18 protein-coding genes are annotated in these 22,807 nt (G+C 70.0%); 6 read left to right on the plus strand and 12 right to left on the minus strand.

Annotated elements, in window-relative coordinates:
- From JHN45_RS19765 to JHN45_RS19795, 7 genes are all read right to left on the minus strand, one after another.
- A partial coding sequence (locus tag JHN45_RS19765) for a hypothetical protein (RefSeq protein ID WP_201049874.1) occupies positions 1-873 on the minus strand: 873 nt, incomplete at its 3' end.
- Positions 870-1,661 (minus strand): PP2C family serine/threonine-protein phosphatase, encoded by a 792-nt coding sequence (locus JHN45_RS19770; RefSeq protein ID WP_200717560.1) that lies wholly within the window; start codon positions 1,659-1,661, stop codon positions 870-872. The genes JHN45_RS19770 and JHN45_RS19765, both read right to left, overlap by 4 nt.
- A gap of 3 nt (positions 1,662-1,664) precedes the next feature.
- Positions 1,665-2,426, minus strand: a complete 762-nt coding sequence (locus tag JHN45_RS19775) for a VWA domain-containing protein (RefSeq protein ID WP_200717559.1) — start codon at positions 2,424-2,426, stop codon at positions 1,665-1,667.
- A gap of 35 nt (positions 2,427-2,461) precedes the next feature.
- Positions 2,462-3,373, minus strand: a complete 912-nt coding sequence (locus JHN45_RS19780) for a hypothetical protein (RefSeq protein ID WP_236583832.1) — start codon at positions 3,371-3,373, stop codon at positions 2,462-2,464.
- Between the two features lie 80 nt (positions 3,374-3,453).
- Entirely contained in the window at positions 3,454-3,915 is a 462-nt protein-coding gene (locus JHN45_RS19785; RefSeq protein WP_200712195.1) for a hypothetical protein, read from the minus strand.
- Entirely contained in the window at positions 3,902-4,885 is a 984-nt protein-coding gene (locus JHN45_RS19790; RefSeq protein WP_201049875.1) for a serine/threonine-protein kinase, read from the minus strand. The genes JHN45_RS19785 and JHN45_RS19790 overlap by 14 nt, the downstream gene beginning before the upstream one ends.
- A 153-nt stretch (positions 4,886-5,038) precedes the next feature.
- Entirely contained in the window at positions 5,039-6,862 is a 1,824-nt protein-coding gene (locus JHN45_RS19795) for a phosphoenolpyruvate carboxykinase (GTP) (RefSeq protein ID WP_019072808.1), read from the minus strand.
- Positions 6,863-7,179: 317 nt separating this feature from the next.
- Between JHN45_RS19795 and JHN45_RS19800 the strand changes: the two genes are divergently transcribed.
- From JHN45_RS19800 to JHN45_RS53025, 5 genes are all read left to right on the plus strand, one after another.
- Complete coding sequence (locus JHN45_RS19800; protein ID WP_200712192.1) at positions 7,180-7,893, plus strand: hemolysin III family protein; 714 nt, start codon at positions 7,180-7,182, stop codon at positions 7,891-7,893.
- Between the two features lie 113 nt (positions 7,894-8,006).
- Complete coding sequence (locus JHN45_RS19805) at positions 8,007-9,587, plus strand: DHA2 family efflux MFS transporter permease subunit (RefSeq protein WP_201049876.1); 1,581 nt, start codon at positions 8,007-8,009, stop codon at positions 9,585-9,587.
- Positions 9,584-10,216 carry a TetR/AcrR family transcriptional regulator gene (locus JHN45_RS19810; protein WP_200712190.1) on the plus strand — a complete coding sequence of 211 codons (633 nt, stop codon included), beginning with the start codon at positions 9,584-9,586 and terminating at the stop codon, positions 10,214-10,216. Before JHN45_RS19805 ends, JHN45_RS19810 begins: the two co-directional genes overlap by 4 nt.
- Before the next feature lie 6 nt (positions 10,217-10,222).
- The gene (locus tag JHN45_RS19815; protein ID WP_307783138.1) at positions 10,223-10,432 is read left to right on the plus strand and encodes a hypothetical protein; all 210 of its coding nucleotides are present in this window, start codon (positions 10,223-10,225) and stop codon (positions 10,430-10,432) included.
- 80 nt (positions 10,433-10,512) lie between these two features.
- Positions 10,513-10,647, plus strand: coding sequence for a type II toxin-antitoxin system RelE/ParE family toxin (locus JHN45_RS53025; RefSeq protein ID WP_307783143.1), 135 nt, complete (start codon positions 10,513-10,515; stop codon positions 10,645-10,647).
- Positions 10,648-10,699: 52 nt separating this feature from the next.
- Here JHN45_RS53025 and JHN45_RS19825 read toward each other — a convergent pair whose 3' ends face one another.
- The 5 genes from JHN45_RS19825 to JHN45_RS19845 form a co-directional block, all read right to left on the minus strand.
- Positions 10,700-13,105, minus strand: a complete 2,406-nt coding sequence (locus JHN45_RS19825) for a galactose oxidase-like domain-containing protein (RefSeq protein ID WP_201049877.1) — start codon at positions 13,103-13,105, stop codon at positions 10,700-10,702.
- Positions 13,102-14,292 (minus strand): glycosyltransferase family 2 protein, encoded by a 1,191-nt coding sequence (locus JHN45_RS19830; RefSeq protein WP_201049878.1) that lies wholly within the window; start codon positions 14,290-14,292, stop codon positions 13,102-13,104. Before JHN45_RS19830 ends, JHN45_RS19825 begins: the two co-directional genes overlap by 4 nt.
- On the minus strand, positions 14,289-15,938 hold the full coding sequence (locus JHN45_RS19835) for a glycosyltransferase family 39 protein (RefSeq protein ID WP_201049879.1): 1,650 nt from the start codon (positions 15,936-15,938) through the stop codon (positions 14,289-14,291). Before JHN45_RS19835 ends, JHN45_RS19830 begins: the two co-directional genes overlap by 4 nt.
- A complete protein-coding gene (locus JHN45_RS19840) occupies positions 15,935-17,203 on the minus strand; it encodes a glycosyltransferase (RefSeq protein ID WP_200712186.1) in 1,269 nt (422 codons plus the stop codon). Before JHN45_RS19840 ends, JHN45_RS19835 begins: the two co-directional genes overlap by 4 nt.
- 192 nt (positions 17,204-17,395) lie before the next feature.
- Entirely contained in the window at positions 17,396-19,432 is a 2,037-nt protein-coding gene (locus JHN45_RS19845; protein WP_201049880.1) for a thioredoxin domain-containing protein, read from the minus strand.
- 147 nt (positions 19,433-19,579) lie between these two features.
- On the opposite strand from JHN45_RS19845, the gene JHN45_RS19850 reads away from it, so the two are divergent.
- On the plus strand, positions 19,580-22,783 hold the full coding sequence (locus JHN45_RS19850) for a tetratricopeptide repeat protein (protein ID WP_201049881.1): 3,204 nt from the start codon (positions 19,580-19,582) through the stop codon (positions 22,781-22,783).
- Positions 22,784-22,807: the final 24 nt, after the last annotated feature.

Here is a 22,807-nt window from a genome sequence, read left to right on the forward strand (position 1 = left end):
GGCGGCGGGGGCGTGGACGCCCGGGCCGAAGGCCGTGTGGGCCAGGGTCAGGAGGCCGGGCGGGAGGACCGAGGGGTCCACTGTGCCGCGCGGGATGACGACCGCCTCGGGGCGGACGACGTAGGAGACGCTCGCGGCGATGTTGTCCTTCACCGTCGACTCGCTGGTGCTGTCGTGCGGGACGCCCCCGAAGGGGTGGTTGCCGGCCGTGAGGAGCTGGTAAATGAGCACCGCCAGCGCGAAGTTGTCGCTCTCCGGGGTGGCCGCCGCGCCCGACTGGCGTTCCGGCGACGAGTAGTCGGTGGTGTGCATCAGGCACGGGAAGTGCTCGCCGGTGACCGGGTCGGTGAAGGCGATGGAGTCGCAGTCGAGGAACGTGACGAAGCCGTTGGCGTCGACGACGACGTTGCTCGACGAGAAGTCGCCGATGACGAGGTTGTCGTAGTGCATGCGGGCCGTCATGAAGGCGAGGTTCCAGGCGACGCCGAGCAGGAAGCGCCAGTCCGCGCGGTCGCCGAACAGGCGCAGACGCTGGGCGCGGGTGAACAGGCCGACCAGCTGGACGTGTCGGGGTTCGCCGAAGCGGCGCATGGCGTAGCCGAGGAAGGTGTCGTCGGGGCCGCGGGCGATGGCGGTGGGCCAGGCGAGTTCGGGGGGCTGGTTGGCGTCGGTGGGGCGCGCGGCCAGCGGGGACATGGTCAGCATGCGGGCCAGGCGGCGCTCCAGGTCGGGTCCTGGGCGGTCGCGGTAGAGCTTGACGACGATCGTGTCGTCGCCCTCGACGGGGAAGACGGCCGCCTGGCCGCCGCCCTTGAGCGGGAGTTCGGCGAGGGTGACCTGCTTGCCGTCCAGGTGGACGGTGCGGCCGGTCACGGTGCCACCGCGCGCACGGCCCGCAGCAGGGTCTTGTCGTCGCCGTTGAGGCTGGTCAGCCGGTCGGAGCGCAGCAGCGCGGCGATGTTCTCGCTCGCGCTGTCGGTCACCGGCCCCGGGGTGTCCAGGGAGCGCAACACGGCTTCCACGAAAGAGGTGTTGGGTTGCGGCGGGCCGCCGCCGGGGGTGGAGAGCGCGGCCTGGGCGAGGCCGTCGGTGGACAGCAGCACGCCGTCGACGCGCGGGTCCGCCACGCAGTCGGTGCGCAGTCGGCGGGGCGCGTCGGGTGAGGTGAGGAAGACGGTCTCGTTGCTGTACTCGCTGACGGCGGGCGGCTGCGGGAGCAGGTGGAACTGCCGTTGGCCGTCCTCGGTTCCGGCGCGTACGACGACGAAGCCGTCGCCGACGCTGAGATGGCCGAGCCAGCCGGGGGTGAGGACGACGACGGTGAGGGTGGTGGCGTAGTCGGGGGCGGTGGCGCCGTAGGTGTCGAGGAAGATCTTGGCCACGTCGTGGAAGGCGTCGGCGAGCAGGTCGTGGACCTCGGTGCCGGGCGGGCAGCCGGACGCGGCGGCGGCCCGGCGGCGGAAGTGTTCGGCCGCCAACTCGACGGCGTGCAGGGCCCCTTGGTCGGAGTGCGGGCGGCTGCCCGCGCCGTCCGCGACGGCGAGCACGGTCACCGGCGCGGACGCCACATAGGTGCAGGCGTCCTGGCAGGGGGTGCCGGTGCGGCGGTGGCGGTAGCCCTCGACGCTCAGGCCGTGGATGCGCCAGGGCGACGCGGCCACCGCTCAGCTCTCCCAGGCCGGGCGCTGGGTCTTGAACTGGCTGAAGATCTTCTCGAAGACCTCGTCGCCCGCGCCCTTCTGCTCGGCGTTGGCGCTGGCCGACATCATCTGGAGCAGCTCGCGGAACGGGAAACCCTGGATGCGGGCGTTGAACTTCGGCGCGAACGCCTGCAACACCTGCTCCCCTCGATCCGTGATGCCGCCGACGCCGATCGCGTAGAGCCGGAAGCGGCGGGCCTGTTGCTCCTCGGCGAGGACAGGCAGCAGGCGGTGCCAGGAGTCGGTCATATGCCCGGTGCCGTCGGTGGGAAGACCGTCGGTGACCAGGCAGATCTGCGGGCGGTAGTACTGGAGTCCGGAGGCGCGCAGCTCCGCCTTGCGGGCCGCGACGACATGCATCGCCAGCTCCAGCGCCTCCGTCATCAGCGTCACGCCGGACGCGGTGAACCGGGGTGCCTGGAAGGCGTGCGCGGGCACGAAGGGGCTCACCGGGGTTCGCGGGTCGAGGAGTTGGGGTCCGCGCCAGGCGCCGACGCCCCGGCCGCCGAAGGTGATGACGGCGACCTCGACGCTGTAGCTGAGGGAGACGTCGTCGTGGAGTTCGCGGGTCCACTCGGCGAGCGCGTCGTTGAGGGACTGGATCGGCGCGCCCGCCATGGAACTCGACGTGTCCAGGCACAGCACCAGCGGCAGCCGTTGGGCGTTGTTCTCGAACTCGATGTCGGCGTACTCCGCCGGCAGCGTGGGCGGGTATTCGCTGTGCATGGGATCTCCTGGTCGACCGGGCGGTGGTACGAGGTTCACGAGCCGCCGCGGGCGTGGTGCCGGGCCGCGGGTGGGAAGGCGTACAGGACGTCGGAGTCGGGTTCGCGGGCGTCGGTGACCTCGACCTGCGCGCCGGGCTCGGGCGGGGTGCGGTCGGGTTCGGCCCACACCGCGCGGTAGAGGACGTGGTCGAGTTCGACGTAGCCCTGCGGGTGAAGTGCCGTACGGACGACGGCTGTTCGGGACGGGCCGGTGCGGGGGCCGACCCGGCGGCCGGGGGACGGCGGCGGTGCCGGCGCGGGCGGGACGGGGCGGAGTCTGGCGGTGGTCTCGGCGGTGGTCTCCTCGGAGTGGACCGCCGGTGCGCCCGCGACGGCCGGGGTGCGGGAGCGGCGGACGGCGAGGAAGAGTCCGAGGAGCAGGAGGAGGAGCACGGCGGTCAGGGCGTAGAGCAGGAGTCGCGTCCGGTCCGTGGACTTGTGCCCGCCGAGTTCGGTGACGCCCAGCTTCTTGTCGATCAGTTGGCCGCCGGTGAGTGAGGACTGCTTGAGTGCCACGCACAAGTCGCTTGTGCAGGGGCCGAGTTCGGCCAGCGTCCTCGTGTCCAGCCGGTCGATCCGGGCGTCCCGGTCGACGAGTGCGTGGCCGGCCAGGAGGAGCAGCGCGGTGCCGCCCTGGCCGGTGTGGACGTCGGCCGGTACCTGTACCCGCAGGTTCTTGAAGTCCCGGCGGAGGCCGGTCTGGTCGACCTTGCCGCCGGCGTCGACGGCCAGGGGCTTGGTCAGCGTGACCGTGACCTCGGCGCCGTCGTCGAGCGCGTCCTGCCAACAGCCCAGGCGCGTCGGAAAGTTCTTGCCGCAGTCCGCGCCGGCGGCGGCCGCCGGTCCTGCGGGAATCCATGCGATCAACAGGCCGAAGAGCAAGGCAGTGAACAACGTACGTCTCATGACGACCCCCCGTTGGCGCCCATAGTGGAGGCAACAGGGCCGTGGCCGAAAGGGGTTGACTGAGAATGCTCAATTCATTTCTACAGCTGGAAAACCTGATGGCAACGGGTGAACATCTGTCGCGCCCGTTCCACCCAATCACTGGCCAGAACATCGAAGTCGTCCTGCGAGATCCGGCAGGTCAGCGGGAGGTCGCAGACTCCGGCGAGGCAGGGTCCGGGTCCGCGCACGTCCCACACCGACAGCATGGGATTCAGCTGTTCGGTGTTCCACGCGTTCGACGCGGCGGCGGCGATCGCCAATTGATCCTTGCGCAGAGAATGACCGTCGGTGACAAAAGCGACGAGAAGTCTTTTCGTGGTCATGAAACGCACGGTGAGCGTGCGCCCCGACTCCTCTAGATCGAATTGCAGGGAGAGGGAATCGACATCGCTCTCGACGTGGTAATTCCGGCGGGCGCCCCAGGTGTGCGTCAACTGCCGCCAGGAGGAGGCGATGTCGTAGTCCCGGCCGGGTGGGAGGGAGGAGTCAGGCGTCGCCACGCGCCACCGCCCGCGTGACCATGTCGTCGGTGAGGCCGGCGTCCAGCAGGGCCTGCGCGTGCAGCAGCAGACAGGACGGCACCGGCAGGCTCGTACCGCCGCCGCGCCGGGCCGCCAGCTCGCCGCGGCGGACCTCGATGGTGCGGGCCACGGCGGGCGGCGGCCAGACCGCGGTGCGCGGCGGTGCCAGCAACTCGCCCAGCAGGACCCCCAGTCGGGGCCGGTCCGCGGGCCGCTTGGCGAGACACCGCGCGAGCAGCGGCCGTAGCCCCGCCGGTACGTCGTCCAGGTCGGGTGCGTGGTGCACCACGCGCAGGCTCACCGCCTCGCCCGTGCCGAACGGCGGGCGGCCGGTCAGCGCGTAGACGAGGACGCCGCCGAGGGAGAACACGTCGGTGGGCGGGCCGAGCGGTGCGGCCGTCATCTGCTCCGGCGACATGAACGGCGGGGTGCCGACGACGATTCCGGCCTGTGTGAGGCTCGGGGCGCCCTCGACGCGGGAGATGCCGAAGTCGATGACGCGGGGGCCGTCGGAGGCGAGCAGTACGTTGGCCGGTTTGAGGTCGCGGTGGACCAGGTTGGCCGCGTGGATCGCCTGCAGGGCCTCGACGAGGAACGCGCCGAGCCTGCGGACCTGCGGTTCGGGCAGCGGTCCGTCGGTGCGGACGGCCTCGGCGAGGGAGGGTCCTGGCACGTACATCGTCGCCAGCCAAGGGAGTTCGGCCTCGGTGTCCGCGTCGACGACGGCCGCCGTGTAGGCGCCGCTGACCAGGCGGGCGGCGGCGACCTCGCGGGCGAAGCGCTCGCGGAACTCCTGCTCGGCGGCGAGTTCGGGCCGTACGACCTTCACCGCCACCTCGCGGCCGGCCGGTGAACGGCCGAGATACACCCAGCCCATACCGCCGGAGCCGAGCCGCCCGGCGATCCGGTACGGCCCCACGCTCAGCGGATCGCTGACCGGAGTACGCACCCCGCTCACCTCACTTCGGGGTTCGGGTTCGTTGCGAGTTGTCCCGAGTGTCCCCCGAAATGCCGGTCCGGGCAGAGGTGATGGCAGAAATGAAGGCCAACGGGTAAGGGCCCGCACGCCGTTGTGCGGGCCCTCACGATTGCGCTACCGGTTTCAGCCGAGGCGCTGCACCAGCGCCCGGTACTCGTCCCACAGTTCCTTCGGGGTGTGGTCGCCGAAGGTGTTGAGGTGGTCGGGGACCAGGGCCGCCTCCTCGCGCCACACGTCCTTGTCGACGGTGAGCAGGAAGTCGAGGTCGGCCTCGGACAGGTCGAGGCCCTTGGTGTCGAGGGCGCCCTTGGCCGGCAGCACGCCGATCGGGGTCTCGACGCCCTCGGCGCGGCCGTCGAGGCGGTCGACGATCCATTTCAGGACACGGCTGTTCTCGCCGAAGCCCGGCCACACGAACTTGCCCGCCTCGTTCTTGCGGAACCAGTTCACGTAGTAGATCTTCGGCAGCTTCGCCTGGTCCTTGCCCTTGGCCACGTCGATCCAGTGACCCATGTAGTCGCCCATGTTGTAGCCGCAGAACGGCAGCATGGCGAAGGGGTCGCGGCGCAGCTCGCCGACCTTGCCCTCGGCGGCGGCGGTCTTCTCGGAGGCCACGTTGGCGCCGAGGAAGACACCGTGGTTCCAGTCGAAGGACTCCGTCACCAGCGGTACGGCCGAGGCGCGCCGGCCGCCGAAGAGGATCGCCGAGATCGGCACGCCCTTGGGGTCCTCCCACTCGGGCGCGATGATCGGGCACTGCGAAGCGGGCACGGTGAAGCGGGCGTTGGGGTGGGCGGCGGGCGAACCGGACTCCGGTGTCCAGGAGTTGCCCTTCCAGTCCGTGAGGTGGGCCGGAGTCTCCTCCGTCATGCCCTCCCACCAGATGTCGTTGTCGTCGGTCAGCGCCACGTTGGTGAAGACGGAGTTGCCCCACAGCGTCTTCATCGCGTTGGCGTTGGTGTGCTCGCCGGTGCCGGGCGCGACGCCGAAGAAACCGGCCTCGGGGTTGATCGCGTAGAGCCGGCCGTCCTCGCCGAACCGCATCCAGGCGATGTCGTCACCGATGGTCTCCACGGTCCAGCCGGAGACGGTGGGCTCCAGCATGGCGAGGTTGGTCTTGCCGCAGGCGCTCGGGAAGGCGGCGGCCACGTACTTCGACTCGCCCTGCGGGGGCGTCAGTTTGAGGATCAGCATGTGCTCGGCGAGCCAGCCCTCGTCCCGCGCCATCACGGAGGCGATGCGCAGGGCGTAGCACTTCTTGCCCAGCAGCGCGTTGCCGCCGTAGCCGGAGCCGTAGGACCAGATCTCGCGGCTCTCGGGGAAGTGCGAGATGTACTTGGTGGAGTTGCACGGCCACGGCACGTCCGCCTCGCCCTCGGCCAGCGGTGCTCCGAGCGTGTGCACAGCACGCACGAAGAATCCGTCGGTACCGAGTTCGTCGAGGACGGGCTGTCCCATGCGCGTCATCGTGCGCATGGAGACGGCGACGTAGGCGGAGTCGGTGATCTCGACGCCGATCGCGGAGAGGTCCGAACCGAGGGGGCCCATGCAGAACGGGACGACGTACATCGTCCGGCCCTTCATGGAGCCGCGGAAGATGCCCTTTTCTCCCGCGAAGATCTCCCGCATCTCGGCGGGAGCCTTCCAGTGGTTGGTGGGACCCGCGTCCTGCTCCTGCTCGGAGCAGATGAACGTCCTGTCCTCGACCCGGGCGACATCGGTCGGGTCGGAGGCGGCGTAGTAGGAGTTGGGGCGCTTGATCGGGTCGAGCTTCTGGAAGGTGCCCTTTCGGACGAGCTCCTCGCTCAGCCGCTCGTACTCGGCTTCTGATCCGTCACACCAGACCACGCTGTCCGGCTGGGTCAGTTCTGCGATCTCGTTCACCCACGAGACCAGTTCCTTGTGTTCGGTTGGGATGACGGGGGGAGCCGCGATGTCGCGCGCCACGATTGCTCCTATGGTGAGGGATTTTGTCCTTGTTGCCCCGTGGGGGCCGCGACCCGGATGCTTCAGATGGTCGATCTTGGCGCTCATCCGGTGCCGACCGCACTCATTTGATCATCCGACTCGCCCGCCCATATGTCCAGAGGGCCTCACAGACGAGCGACGTGAGGATCGCCACGTATCGAGATGTTTTCCGTGCGTCACCGTCGCTTCACCCCGGGTACCCGCACGTCGAGTAGCCATGAGAGAGTGGCCACTTCTGGACCCCCATCTCGCCGCACTGACACGTAACTTACGGTTCCGTAGGTACGCTTGCGCGTATGACTGCGTCCGTCCCCGACGCGCCCACGGACACGCCGATCGCCGGCCATGGTCCCTCCGCGCTCTCCCTCCCCGACCATGTGAAGCCGAAGCTGCGCGGCTGGCTGCACCTCGGCATGTTCCCGGCCGTTCTCGTCTCCGGCCTGGTGCTCACCGCTCTCGCCGACTCGGCCCGGGGCCGTATCGCCTGCGGGATCTTCGCCCTGACGGCCTGCCTGCTCTTCGGGGTCAGCGCGCTGTACCACCGGGGCAACTGGAGCCCGCGCATGGACGGCATCCTGCGTAGACTCGACCACGCCAACATCTTCCTGATCATCGCGGGCACGTACACGCCCCTGACGATGCTGCTGCTCCCGGGCGCCAAGGGTCAGTGGCTGCTGTGGGGCATCTGGGGCGCGGCACTGGCCGGCATCGCCTTCCGGGTCTTCTGGGTCGGCGCCCCGCGCTGGCTCTACACCCCCTGCTACATCGCGATGGGCTGGGCGGCCGTCTTCTTCCTGCCGGACTTCATGCGCACGGGCGGCATCGCCGTCCTGGTCCTGGTGATCGTCGGCGGACTGCTCTACAGCGCGGGCGGCGTGATCTACGGCATAAAGCGGCCGAACCCGTCACCGCGCTGGTTCGGTTTCCACGAGGTCTTCCACTCCCTGACGGTGGCGGCCTTCCTCGTGCACTACGTGGGGATCTCCCTGGTGGCCTACCAGCACGGGTAGCACCTGAGACACCTCCTGTTCATGGCCACGGCTCTCGAGCCGTGGCCATTTTTCATGCGCTGAAAGTCGATCCCCATTGACATCGACCACCTTTTGACAGCTACTCTCATTTCATGGCTACTGTCACTCAATCCCAAGAGGTGCGACGCGATCCGCGCCGCTGGTGGGCCCTCGGGGCCCTGGTCGCGAGCATGCTCACGCTCGGCTTCGACACGACGATCCTCAACGTCGCCCTGCCCACGATGGCCGGCGACCTCGGCGCCACCACCGGCCAGCAGCAGTGGATGGCGGACTCCTACGTCATCGTCTTCGCGGCCCTGATGCTCCCGGCCGGACTCCTCGGCGACCGCTTCGGACGCCGCCGCATGCTGGTCGTCGGCCTCGGCATCTTCCTCGCCGGCTCCGTGGCCGGCGTCATGGCCGACGACGTGAACTGGGTCATCGCCGCCCGCACGGTGATGGGCGTGGGCGCGGCCCTGATCACCCCGCTCGCCCTCTCCGTGCTGCCCTCGCTCTTCGGCCCCGACGAGCGCACCAAGGCCGTCGGCATCATCTCCGCGGCCTCCTCGCTCGGCCTGCCGCTCGGCCCGATCATCGGCGGCTGGCTGCTCAACCACTTCTGGTGGGGCTCGGTCTTCCTGGTCAACATCCCGATGGCCGCGATCGGCATCGCCGCCTGCGTCTTCCTGCTCCCCGAGACCAGCGACCCCGCCTCCCCCAAGGTCGACGCCCTCTCCACCGCGTTCACCGCGGCCGGCCTCGGCGCCCTCATCTACGCCATCATCGAGGCGCCCAGCCGCGGTTGGGGCGACCCGCTGATCGTGGGCATGCTCATCGGCTCCGCGATCTTGATCGCCGCCCTGGTGCTGCGCGAGCGCCGCATGGAACGCCCGATGCTGGATATGGAACTGCTCGCCCACCGCGGCTTCCTCTTCAACACCATGGCCGCGACCCTCGTGATGTTCGTCCTGTCCGGCCTGCTGTTCGTGCTCCCGCAGTACCTCCAGGCGGTCCTCGGCAACGACGCGCTGGGCACCGGCGTCCGCCTGCTGCCCATGATGGGCGGCCTGATCGTCGCGGCCCGCGCCGCGCAACCGCTCGTCGCCAAGTTCGGCTCCCGTGCCGTCGTCACCGCGGGCCTGGTGGTCCTCGCCTTCGCCGCCGTCCTCGGCAGCCGTACGACGGTCGACTCCGGCTACGGCTTCACCGCGCTGTGGCTGTCCGTCACCGGCTTCGGTTTCGGCTTCTCGATCGTCCCCGCGATGGACGGCGCCCTCGGCGCGCTTCCCCGCGACCGGGCCGGCAGCGGCGCCGGGCTCCTGATGACCATGCGCCAGGTCGGCGCCGCGATCGGCATCGCCCTGCTGGGCAGCCTGCTCGCCAGCACCTTCCGGGACCGCCTGGACGTGACCGGCCTGCCCGCGAAGGCGGCCGACACGGCGGGCGAGTCCGTCGTAGCGGCACACATCGTCGGCCAGAAGACCGGCTCGGCCGACCTCATCGCCTCCGCGAACAGCGCGTACGTCCACGGCATGGGCCTGGTCCTGCTGGTGTGCGGCGCCGCGGCCCTCGTCACCGCGCTGCTGGCGGCGGCGTTCCTGCCGAACACTCCGGCCGCGCCCGCGGTGCAGGAGCAGGAGGAGGAAGACCCCGCCACAGCCGTGGCCGTCGCCCTGGCGGATGCCGGACAATGAACACCATGACGGCCGCACCCTCCCCCTTCAGCCCCGCCGACCGCCCTCAACTGGGCCTCCGCGAGCGCAAGAAGATCAAGACCCGCGAGGCGATCCGCACCGCGACGTACGCACTGGTCAAGGAGCAGGGCTACGACGCGACCACGATCGAGCAGATCGCCGAGCGCGCCGAGGTGTCGCCGTCGACCGTCTTCCGCTACTTCCCGACCAAGGAAGACATCGTCATCACGGACGAGTTCGACCCGATCATCATGGACGAACTCCGGGCCCGCCCGGCCGACGAACCGTGGATGGTCACCCTCCGGTACGTGATCCAGCGGGCCATCAAGTACGGCCTGAAGGAGGACGAGGAGACCTCCCGCCTCCGCACCCACCTCATGGTCCAGGTCCCGGCGGTGCGCTCCCGCATGATGGAGAGCATGTCGGTCACCGGCAGCATGCTCTGCGAGGCCATCGCCACCCGCACCGGCCGCGACCCCGAGAGCCTGGAGGTCCGCGTCTACGCCATGTCCCTCGTCGGCGGCCTGATGGAAACGTCCCTGTACTGGGCGGAGAACGGCCACCAGGACGACTTCGCGGGACTGGTGGACCGCACGATGGACGTACTGGAGCACGGGCTTTCCGAGTGAACCCCGGTGAGTGTCCAGCACCTTCGTGACCTGAGCGAGCCGCCGATCGAGAAGGAGGTCGTCGACATCGACGAGTACGGGCGCCTGCGTGAACTTGAAGAGCAGGCAGAGGATGCCTGGCTGAACGGCCTGGCGGACAAGGCGGAAGCCGAGGGGCGCGACGGCTCCGTCTCGCTTGAGGAGATGGCCGCCGCGCTCCGTTCCCACAGCACCTGATTCCGACGGGGTACGTCGCCCGGTGCGCACCGCACGTCGGGCGGAACCCGCTCAAGATTCCCCGGCCCGACGCCCTGCGCATCCTCCAGGGGCACAACGCCCGCTGGCGCCTGCGCGTCGGGGACTTCCGCGTCGTGTACACCGTCGAGGACGGCCAACTGGTCGTGTGGGTACTGGCTGCCGGCAATCGCCGCGACGTCTACCGCAATCTGTGAGTTCGGTGAGGGCACGCTCCCAACAGGGGTGCTCCCTCACCGAGTTCACGCGTCAGCGCCTTTTCACATCCCCCTTCCCGCAAGCCACCCCGTCCCTGTTCGGGTCGAGGTGGAGCGGGTCGTCCTTGCCGTTGACCTTCAGGCGGCCGTAGTCGTTCTGCCGGAGCCATGAACAGCGGGCCGCGGTCGTCGACTTGATCTCGGTCGGGAAGACCGTGGGGACGCAGACGTTGATCGTGCCGTAGTGGCGGTCGCAGCCGGAGATGGTCGCGGAGACCTTCTGCGAGGTCCGCTTCCTGCCGGGCTCGGTGACCTTGCCGGTCAGGGAGTCGGCGAAGGAGTGGACGTGGGCCGAGGCCGTGTCCGTCGTCATGGCCGAAGGGCCTTGCAGGTGGACCCACTTGGCGACCGAGGGGACTCCGTTGGCGTCGACCGCGAAGAGCATGTACCAGCCGGGCGGCGCCAGGTTGGGGTTGCTCGTCACGTTCAGGTCGACCGTGTTGCCGTTCACCGAGAGCGGCAGGTCCACGAAACGCTGGTTCGGGTCCGAGGAGTGCGTGACCGCCGCCGGGCGGATCAACTCCGCCTTGGCGATGGGCCGGTCGACGGTGATCGTCTGGGTGTCGCCGTACTCCCACTCGTTGTCGATCACCGAAGTGATCGTCGGGCGTGTGCCCTTGAGGAGATACGGCGGGGTGTAGATCGACACGTTGTGGTTCCAGGTGCCGTTGCCCGGGTTGTCACCGGTCGACATCACCCGGCCGTCCGGCAGCAGGAACGAGGACGAGTGGTAGCCGCGCGCCTCCGGGTCCGCGGCCACCGGGTCGAACGTCGTCGTCGCCGGGTCGAAGATCGACGCCTCGTACACCGGGTTCGCCCGGTTGTGCAGCGCGCCGCCCGTCTCCAGCACCGTGCCGTCCGGGAGGATGACCGCCGACACGTACATCTTGCCCTGCGCGCCGGTCTCGGCCACCGGACCGTTCCCCAAGTCGACCGTCCCCTGCGGGATTTGGGGGCCGACCGTGTACGTCGGGTTGGCCGCCTTGAGGTCGATGATGTCCGTCAGCCGGTTGGCGTCCGGGTTGGAGTCGATGTTGCCGCCGCCGATGGTGAGCACCTTCTGGTCCTGCGCCGGAGGCAGCAACACGCTTGCGGACTGGTCGCGTTGGTCCTTGTTCTGGAGCCCGGAGACCGACGTGATCGTGTTCGCGGAGTAGTCGTAGATCGCCGAGCCCGTGCCCGGGATGTTGTTCCCGAAGACATGGCTGCCCGTGTAGAAGAGCCGGCCGTCCTGCATCAGGACCATCGACGGGTACAGCCCCCAGTACGACCAGGTCTGGTTGACCTGCGACAACGGCAGCCACTTCTGCTGCGCGTCCGACCAGTACTCGGCCGTCACCGACCCCGTCGAGTCCTCCCGCAGCCCGCCGAAGGAGACGACGTCACCGTTGCCCAGCTCGGTCGCCGACGGGTACCAGTGGCCGTCGTTGAGGTCGTTCGTCTTGCTGTACGTCTCGGTCACCGGGTCGAAGATGTACGAGTCCTTGTACCCCTCGTACCCGTGCGAACCGTCCGCCGCCGGGAACGCCTTGTTGCCGCTCAGCACCAGCACCCGGCCGTCCTGCAACTGGATGTGCCCCGAGCAGAACATGTCCTTCGGCGTCGGGATCACCTTGTACGTCCCGGCGACCGGGTCGTACACCGCACTCGTGAACGTCCCCGCGTCGAACTGCTCCTGGCTGTTCCCGGAGCCCGCGATCAGCAGCACCTTGCCGTTGTTGAGGACGACGGAGTGCATCGAGCGGACGGGGTTCTGCGTCGGGAGCACGTCCCAACGCCCGTTCGCACACTGCTCGGCCGTGGCCGTGCAGGTCGCGGGCGGGAGCGTGTCCGGGACCTGGTCCATCGTGTAGTCGTCGGTGGTCGCGGACCCGGTGCCGTAGACCGAGACGCCCCAGGTGATCCGGTCGGTACCGGCCGGGACCTCGGGCGTACGGACGCTCGCCTGGGTCCAACTGCCCTGCATGTCCAGGGTCTTGAGGTCGGTCCAGTACTGCCAGCCGGCGGTGGTGTCGTGCCGGAACAGCGTGATGTTCGCGTCCGGCGTGGTCGTCTTGTACCAGAGCCCGAGGTCGTACTGCTTGCCCGCCGTCACCACCGGCGCGCAGCTCGTGGACTCGGTGATCAGCGCCTTGCGGTCACCGTCGACGCGCCGCGTGACGGTGACCTTCATGGCCTTGGAACCCGAGTGCGCGTCCGAAGTCGTCGTGAAGTCGAAGTCGTTGTCGCCCCAGCCGGACTTCTCCCAGCAGTACGGCATCCCGTCGCCGCCGTCCGTCTCGAAGCCCGGGTTGAGGACGAGGTTCGCGGCCTCGGCGGACTGCGGCGAGGTCAGCAGCAGTCCGGCGGTCAGCGTCCCCACCCCGACGAACGCGGTTCTTCTGCGGTACTTGTTCACGCGGCTCTCCTCGGTTCCGTACAACTCCCTTTGCGGCGCGGGAGATAGACCAGTGCTTCGGTGCCGACGAAGCGCAGGACGAACGTCGTGACCAGTGCGAGCGCGGTCGCCGACACGGCGCCCATGCCGAACCGGTGCACGAACAGAGCGATCAGCGGGATCCGCAGCACCAGGTCGGCGTTGGCGAGCAGCGCGAACCGGCCCGCCCGGTCCCACCAGTTGCGGTGCATCCGGCGGTCGCGGAACAGGAGGTGCTCGATGAGATAGAAGTTCCAGGCCACGCCGAGCTGGTTGGCGAGGATCTCGGCGGGGACGTAGTGCATGCCCGCCCGGGTGAGCGCCCACAGACCGACCAGGTTCGGCAGGAATCCGGTGGCACCGATCAGGCCGAAGATCACCATGCGCGCGACCGGCGAGACGGTGCGCAGCCCGAGCAGATGGCGCAGGAAGCGAAACCCTTCCCGCGCCGTCGACTTGGACTCGCCGGCGAAGCGGTCCTGGAAGACGAACGGCACCTCGGTGACCGTGTGCGGACGGCTGCGGACGGCGAGTTCGAGCAGGATCTTGTAGCCGAGCGGCTTGAGCGCCTCCGCCGTCACCGCGCTGCGCCGGATCGCGAAGAAGCCGCTCATCGGGTCGCTGATGCCCCGCAGCCGGCGCGGGAAGAGACCTTTGGTCAGCCAGGTCGCCCCACGGGAAACGGCGATGCGGTAGCCGCCGGCCAAGCCCTCGCGGCTGCCGCCCTTGATGTACCGGGAGGCGACGACGAGTCCGGCGTGCGCCCGCTCCCCCGTGCCCACCAACTCCGGTACCAGGGACGGTGGATGCTGCAGATCGCCGTCCATGACGACGATCCAGTCCGACGTCGCCGCCCTGATCCCCTCGACGACCGCGCCGCCGAGCCCGCCGACCGGTTCCGCCCGGTGCAGCACGGTCACCGGGAACGGGCAGTCCCGCGCGGCCTCGGAGATCACCTCGGGCGTGTCGTCGGTGGAGTCGTCGACGAAGACGACCTCGCAGGGCAGCCGGGTCGGCACGGACTCGGTGATCCGGTGCAGCAACTCCCGTACGTTTTCGGACTCGTTGAAGGTCGGTACGACGATGGTGACGGCACCGGGCTCGGCCAACTCCGCGCCCTGTAGGGCCGGTTCACCCAACTCCCCGGGAACTGTGGACTCTTGGCTCATCGCTGGGCTCCCACGGTCTCGGACCGGACCTGCCGGATCTCGATGCGGTCGTCGCCGGTGCCGAAGGTGGCGACGGGTGTGGAGTGCTCGATCGCCGCCTTGACATTGGGCAGGTCGACCGCGTCGCGCCGTACCGTCGGGGAGGCCACCACGTAGTCGATGTCCCGCCAGCCGTGGGGCAGTGTCTTGGTGACGGCGGGGTCGAGGTCGGCCTTGTAGAACCAGATGACCCCGAGCCCGGGCCGGTACCCGGCGTGCACCAGGTCGAGCCAGAGCGCGTCGTCGACGAGGACCCGGGTGTCCTTCGGGTCCCGCACCTCGGTGGACAGCCACTTGGAGGCTGCCCGGTAGGGGGCGTTGGCATCCGCGGTCACGGCGGTGCGGTCGCCGTCGTACCACTGCGGTACGACATAGGCGCCGGCGGCGAGGGCGAGGACCGCCGCGAGCGCGTACCGGCCCCCCGTGACGTACCGTTTCTCCCCCTCGCGCCGCCGTCTGCGCAGTACCGCGTGAGCCACGGACGCGGTGCCTCCGGCGAGCACGAGCGCGAGGAAGGGCAACGCGCCGATGACGTACATCGCGGGCAGATAGCCGCCCGGACGGAGGGCTACGGCGGCGAGGATCGCCACGGTGAGCGCCGGTCCGGCGAGCGAGCGGGCGGTGACCGACCAGCGCCAGGTGACCAGGAGCAGGAGCGCCCCGGCGAGGCCGCCCAGGGGCAGGACACGGTCGTAGTAGAGCCAGGAGTGGAGGACGCCGTAGGAGCCCGACCCCTTGTCGAGGATGAAGCCCGAACCCGGCCTGGTCATCTGGTACTTGAGGCCGTCCCAGAGGGAGACATGGCCGCTGCCGGGTAGCAACTCGCCCTTGAGCAGGGCGAAGAGGGGGTAGGCACAGCCGATCAGGACGCAGGCCGTGATGGCTCCGGTGAGCGCGAACTTCCTGGTGTCACGGTGTCCGTGCCGCCACATGGTGACCACCAGCGCGGGCAGGACGACGACCATCGTCTCCTTGGTGAGGACCGAGGCGGCGGCCGCGAGTCCGGCTCCGAAGTGGTGCCAGAGGTGGCGACTTGGGGACGCCGCCAGGCAGAACGCGAGCAGCATCCACATCACGGCGATGTTGTCGAGGAAGATCTCCCGCTGAAGGATCACCGACAGCGGGGACAGCCCGAAGAGCACCATCGCGAGTCCCGCCGCCCAGCGCGGCAGGGAGAGCCGACGCGCGAGGACGTAGACGAGGACCGCGCTGATCGCGCTGATCACCAGCATCGCGAGGCGCATGGTGCCGACGGTCATCGAGTCGGGGCTGAAGTGCGCGGGGATCCAGGTGAGCAGCGCGATCTGGATCCAGCCGAGCGGCGGATGGTCGTACCAGTAGGTGTAGTGGGCGAGGCCGGTGCCCTGCTGGACGGCCCAGGCCTGGGCGAGGTAGGTGCCCTCGTCGTCGCTGAGGGTCGGGTAGTCGGCGATGTTCCAGCCCTGCACGACGAGGATCGCGGTGAGGAGCAGACCGCAGAGGAGGAGGTCGGGGCGGGAGGAACGCAGCCTCGACGGTGGCGTTGTCCGACCGGCCGAACCGGTTTCAGGCGCAGGCTGCCGCTGCGCGGGGACCGTGGTGGTCGCCGCGGGAAGGGTGGAGGTCACGCAGGAACGTCCTCTCGGATCACTGCGGGTTCGGTGAGGTGCGCGCCGACATGGGAGGTCAACTCCCAGTCGTTTCGGCCACGTTGCTCACGCCACACTGCGCGGATCGCGGCTCCGGCCAGGAGGACCTGGTAGAAGGGGCCGCCCACGACGAGCTTCAGATAGTGGACGGCGCGGACGCGGAGTCCGTACTGCTTGCCGAAGTCGTGCAGTCCGACGACCTCGAAGACGAAGGTGACGGCGGCGGTGACCAGCGGCAGGAAGGTGAGGAAGGCGATGCCGACCGGCACGTCCAGGAAGAGCGCGACCGCCGCGTTGAGCGGGATGATGACCCCGGAGAAGGCCTGGAGGAAGGGTGTCATCAGCGTGTAGCGGGCGAGCAACCGCTGCCCGAATCCCGGGAGTTGCTTCCAGTCCTTCTTCCGGTAGACCTGAAGGAAGCCCTGGTTCCAGCGAGTTCGCTGCTTGAGCAGCGACATCAGGGATCCCGGGGTCTCCTCCCGGGTCACCATGTCGGAGTCGTAGGCGACGACGACCTTTTTGCCGACACTGGACAGCCGGACGCCCAAGTCGCAGTCCTCGGCGAGGCAGTTGGGGTCCCAGCCGTCGGCCTCCCGCAGGGTGTCGGTCCGTACGAAGACGGTGTTGCCGCCCAGCGGGATGAACCCCTTCTGCGCGTGCAGATGCAGCCGGGAGCGGAACCAGAAGAAGTACTCCAGGCAGTTGCGCAGGCTGTACCAGCTGGAGTGGAAGTTGATGAGCTGGACGCCCCCTTGGACGACGTCCGCTCCCGTCGTCCGGAACGCGTGGTCGACATGGGCGAGCAGCTCCGGATGGACCTGGTCCTCGGCGTCGAAGACCCCGACGACATCGCCGCGGCAGTGCGGCAGCGCCGTGTTCATAGCCTTCGGTTTGTTCTTCTTCTCGTGCGTGTCGACGACGACGCGGACGCGCGGGTCGCGCTCGGCGGCACTGTGGGCCACCGCCGCGGTCTCGGGGTCGTCGTGCCCCACGATCACGATGATCTCGAAGTCGGTGTGCGTGGACTCCAGCAGGCGCTGGATGGTGTGGTCCAGCACGGCCTGTTCGTGCCGGGCCGGCAGCAGCAACGAGAACGAGACGTGCTCGTCCCCGTCCGGACTGCTGAACCGGGTGGAGGCCAGCACCTCGGGCGTACGCCACGCGTGCATCTGCCACCACAGGGTGAAGGCGGCCATCCAGAACAGGGCAAGCGAAACAGCAGCGACGAATACGGACGTCAGCACAGCAGATCCCCCCAGATCCCAATCCCCCCGGCGCGACGGTGAGTTACCTCCGTCGCGTCACGGGGCCGAGACTATGGGCGGTCTGTGAAGCGGACAGGTGATTTCAGTGAAGAGCGTGTTTCCTCACAATGCGACCCGCGAATGAGCATTTCGCTCACTGGTCGCGTTTGGGATGGTTACGACTCTGTCGTTTCACCTGCTCAGCGCGGTGCGCAACTGTTCGAGGTCGGTCGTCGGCGCGTCACAGGTGAAGTTACGGCAGACATACGCGGCCGGTTCACCACCCACCAGTGGCCGGTTCGCGAGCAACGGCAGCTCCTCACTCTCCGCGACCCCGAAGGCGACCACCGCACCGGGCGCGGTCCCCAGAAGCGCCGTACGGTGCAGGGCCTTTGCCCCTTCGTCGTCGAACGAGGTCGCTACGACGGCGACCTCGCGCGGCCCGTCGAGATACGCCTCGGCGACCGCGAGCCCCCACCCGATGAAGCGGGGAACGCGCGGCCCGAGCGCCTTCACGACCCCCAACGCCCGCTCGGCGGCGCCGCGATGCGGCTCGGCGCCGGTCTGGGCCGCATAGCTCAGCAGCGCACCGGCGGCTGCGGTCCAGCCGGACGGGGTGGCGTTGTCGGTCGGATCCTGCGGCCGGCGGATGAGCCGCTCGGCGTCGGCGGCGGTGTCGTAGAGCGCCCCCGACTCGTCCACGAACCCGGCGAGCACATGGTCGAGCAGGAACCCGGCGAACTCCAGCCACACCCCCTCCCCCGTGACCGACGCCAGCGCGAGGAAGCCCTCCGCGACATCGGCGTAGTCCTCCAACACCCCCGCGTTCGCGCCGACTTGCCCGTCCTTGCTGGTGCGGGCCAGCTTGGCGTGCTCGTCGAGATGCAGCCGTACGAGGAGATCGGCGGCGGAGACGGCCGCCTCGACCAGGTCGGGCCGGTCGAAGTAGGCCCCGGTCTCGGCGAGCGCGGCGACGGCGAGACCGTTCCAGGCGGCGACGACCTTGTCGTCACGGCCGGGGGCGGGACGCCGCGAACGGGCCGCGAGGAGACGGCTCTTGACCGACTCGATCCTCTCGGCGTCGAAGACCCCTTCGCTCTGGGGCAGTTGGAGAACGGACTGCCCCTCCTCGAACGTCCCCTCGTCCGTCACACCGAAGTACTGCGCGGCGAGCTCCGCGTCCGCCTCGCCGAGCACGTCGACGAGCTGCTCGGGCGTCCAGACGTAGTAGGCGCCCTCGACGTGCTTGCCGCTCCCGGTCCCGTCGTCACTGTCGGCGTCGAGCGCGGAGGCGAACCCGCCCTCGTCGGTGCGGAGTTCACGCACCATGAAGTCGGCGGTCTCCACGGCGACCCGGCGGGCCAGCTCGGACCCGGTGCTGCGCCACAGGTGCGCGTACACGCGACAGAGCAGGGCGTTGTCGTAGAGCATCTTCTCGAAGTGCGGCACCACCCACTCCCGGTCCACGGAATACCGCGCGAACCCGCCCCCGAGCTGGTCGTAGATGCCGCCGCGAGCCATCCGCTCACAGGTGTCCTGCGCCATCTCCAGGGCGCCCTCGGATCCGGTGCGGGCGTGATGCCGCAGCAGGAACTCAATGACCATGGACGGCGGGAACTTGGGCGCACCGCCGAATCCGCCGCGCTGCGGGTCGTACTCACGGGTGAGCCCCAGCAGCGCCTGGGACAGCTCCTCCTTGCCGGGGGCCTCGGTGCCGCCGTAGTCGATCTGCCGCTGGGACAGATCCCGCGTGATCTTCCCGGCGACCTCGGCGACCTCGTCCCGCCGGTCGGTCCAGGCGCTGCGCACCCCTTCGAGCACCTGCCGGAAGGAGGGCATGCCGTGGCGGGGCGCGGGCGGGAAGTAGGTGCCGAAGTAGAAGGGTTCGGCGTCCGGGGTGAGAAACACGGTCATGGGCCAGCCGCCCTGACCGGTGGCCGCCTGCACGGCTTCCATGTAGACGGCGTCGACGTCGGGGCGCTCTTCGCGGTCGACCTTGATGCTGACGAAGTGCGCGTTGAGGTAGTCGGCGGTGGGGTGGTCCTCGAAGGACTCGTGGGCCATGACGTGGCACCAGTGGCAACTGCTGTAACCGACACTCAGCAGAACCGGTTTGTTCGCCCTCCTGGCCTCGTCGAACGCCTCTTCCGACCAGGGCCACCAGTCGACGGGGTTGTCGGCGTGCTGAAGCAGATAGGGGGAGGTCTCATGGGCCAGTCGGTTCGGCATGGACCCATCGTGCCCGACCGGCGGCACAGGTCGTAGGACGGCCCGCAGCTTCCGCGCAGCGAACGGGTGATCGTCGCCCTCTCGCGCTCTCGCCTCCCCCGAAGGACACTCATAGGCCAGGGAGTTGCCGTCGGAGGGGGACGCGACATGCGGGACAGCCATCGGAGCGATGCCGAGAGGCTGTTGGCTCGGGCCGTGGAGGAGGAGGTGCGGCGTTCCGGCGGGCGCGTCGAGGGGCCGGTGCTGCTGGCGCGGTCCCGGGCCGCGCTGGACGCCATGGCGGAGACGGCGGCCGAGGAGTACGCGGCCTATACGGGCGCGCTCGACGAGGCGGCGGCCGGGCAGCTCACCTTCGGGCAGCGGTACGCCAGGGAGGGTGGCGGAACTCCCTTGCTGGTGGCGGGCGTTGCCGCCGTCGCGGCTGTCGTGGTCGACCTGACCCTCGGTACCGGCGCCGGTACCGCGCTCGGCGCCGGTGTGACCGTCGGTGTCGTCGGCGCGACGGCGACCGTCGTGAAGGTGACCGCCTCGCATCTGCCGGCCGCGCATCACCGGGCCGGTGCCGCCAACCAGCCCGGCGGGCCCGAGCAGTTGCGGTTGCAGTGGCTGACCGCGCTGGAGGTGCGGGGCATCCGGCCGTTCCTGGACCAGCAGCGGGTGCTGGCCGCCTCCACCGGGCCGACGAAGAAGCCGGGGCCGCAACTGCGCGGTACGGACAAGAGCGCGGCGGCCCGCAGACGGAGTGTGCTGGAGCAGTCGTTCGGTCAACTCCCGGAACCGGTGGGGGCGTTCGCCGGGCGCCGGGCGGAACTGGCCCGGATCCGGCAGCTGGTGCAGGCGGCCCGCGCGAGCACGGAGACCCGGCCGACGGTGGTCGTCCTGCACGGCGCGCCCGGCTCGGGCCGCACCACCCTCGCGGTGCGCGCCGCGCACGATCTGCGCGACCAGTTCCGCGGTGCGTGCGTGGTGGATCTGCGCGGCGACAGCCCGGGCGAGTCCCCACTGCCCACCCGTGACGCCCTGCTGCATCTGCTGAACCGGCTCGGCGCGCCCCGCGAGCAACTCCTCTTCCGTGAACGCTCCTCCCCCGACCAACAGGTCAAGCGACTGGGCGAGTTGTACCACCAGCACCTGACCGGGCTCCCGGTGACGATCGTCCTGGACGACGCCTCCGATCCCGGGCAGGTGGCCACGCTGGTCCCCGAGCGGTCCGACAGCCTGGTCGTGGTGACCGCCCGCAAGCCGCTCGATCTACCCGCCGAACTGGCCGCCTGGGTGCACCAGTTGCCGGTGGACGCGCTCGACGCGGCGGGCGCGGAGGAACTGCTCGGCGCCGTGGCGCAGGACGGTTCGGGGCCCTACGACGCCGAATCGGACGAGCGGATCAGGGAGTTGTGCGGCGGGCTGCCGCTGGCGCTGCGGATCGCGGGCTCGTCGCTCGGCCCGCGCTCGCCCCGCCAACTGGCCACGGACCTCGGCGCGTACGGCCCGGTCGAGCCGGTCGAACGGTCTCTGTGGCTGCGCTACACGGACCAGTCCGACCCGGCCCGCACCCTGCTGCGCCGGCTGGCCCTCGCCGGCCGGGCCTCGCTCGGCGCCGCCGCGGCCGCCGCCCTGCTGGCCACGGACGAGACGGAGGCCACCCGCCATCTGGTGGCCCTGTCCCGCGCGGGCCTCATCGACCATGTCCGCGGCACCCGTTACCGACTGCACGACCTGGTCCGTGCCTTCGCCCAGGCCCGCCTCCTCGACGAGGAGGAGTCCTCGGAACGAACGGCGGCGCAGGAACGGCTGATCGTGAACTACGCCGAACTCGCCGACTCCGTACTGCGGTTGGTCGACGGCAACATGTCGACGCGCTCGGACCGCTTCGGCCCGCACGGCTTCACCTCGCTCGACGAGGCACTGCGCTGGCTGGACGACGAGTCCAGCTTCATCACCTCGACGCTGCGGCACGCGGAGGGCGTCGACCAGGGCGCCGTACTCAATCTGCTCGGCGCGCTGTGCGACTACTGCCTGCTGCGCGGCGACCTCTACCGGCTGGGCGAGATCAGCGAGTTGGCGCAGGCCGTCGACCAGGGGCTGCTCGTCCGCTCCGTGCAGTGGCGCACCGGCATCGCGGCCCGGCAGCTCGGCGAACTCGACAAGGCGCGCACCACCCTCACCTCCGTCGTCGACCTCTACATGGAGGCCCACCACGACGCGGGCGCCGCGCGCGCCCTCTGCTCCCTCGGCATCACCCTCCACCACCAGGGCAACCTCACCGAGGCGGCGACGCGACTGCGCGAGGCCCTCGACCTCCAGGCCGCCCCACAACTGGCCACCGACCGCGCCTGGACCATGCACGCCCTGGCCGCCGTCGAGCGCGACCGCGCCCGACTCCCCGAAGCCATGAGGCTGTTGACCGATTCCCTGGTCCTGCACCGCGCAGGCGAGTCCGTGCACGGCGAGGCCTGGGCCCACTTCCAGCTCGGCCAACTCGGCCTGCGCATGGGCGACATCCCCCGCGCCGAGCACGAACTGACCACCGCCCTCGGCCTCTACGGCCGTACCCGCGACGCCCGCGGCGAGGCCTGGGCGCTGACCCAGCTGGCCCGCGCCCGGCTGGTGGCCGGCGATCCCTCCCCGGCGGTGGACGGCCTGCGCACGGCGGCCTCCCGGCACCGCGACAACGAGGACGCCCGCGGCGAGGCCTGGACGGTCTACTACCTCGGCCAGGCCCTGGAGGAGACCGGCAACCTGAACCTGGCGGTACGCGAGCTGGAACGCTCCCGCACCATGTTCTCCCGTATGCGGGACGTCTACGGCCTGGCCTGCGCCCGGCACCACTCGGCCCGCGTCACCCGCGACCAGCGCGCCGCCCAGACGGGTTCGCTGCGCAACTCCGGCTTCGCCCGCCAGCTCCTCGTCGACGCCCGCGCCGACTTCCAGCGCATCGGCGTCGCCCACGGCGAGGCGTGGACCTGCCTGGAACTCGCGGTGGTCGACGCGGGCAACGCCCGTACCGCCCAGGCACTGACCCTGTGCGACGAGGCGCTCGGCCTGTTCACCTCGTACGGCGACCACCGCGGCGAGGACTGGGCCCGCTTCCTGCGCTCCACGCTCCTGCCGTACGCGGCCCCCGGCGGCGTCGAGGTCGGCACGGCGGTCGCCCAGGAGGAACTGGCGCAGCTCGCCCGCACCCGCCACCCCTACCGCGACGAGAAACTCGACGACTACGTGGAGGCGTACCAGCTGCTGCTGGAGCGGGGCGTGAACCTGGAGGCGGGCTGGCAGGCGTGGCGGCTGGGCATGGTGCCGAGCCGACACGCCCGTGAGGTGATGGGGGTGGCGGTGCCGGAACGGCCCTGAGCACCCCCGCGCGGGCCCGCCCGG

Origin of the sequence: Streptomyces sp. MBT53, assembly GCF_016654115.1 — a bacterium.
Taxonomy (GTDB): domain Bacteria; phylum Actinomycetota; class Actinomycetes; order Streptomycetales; family Streptomycetaceae; genus Streptomyces.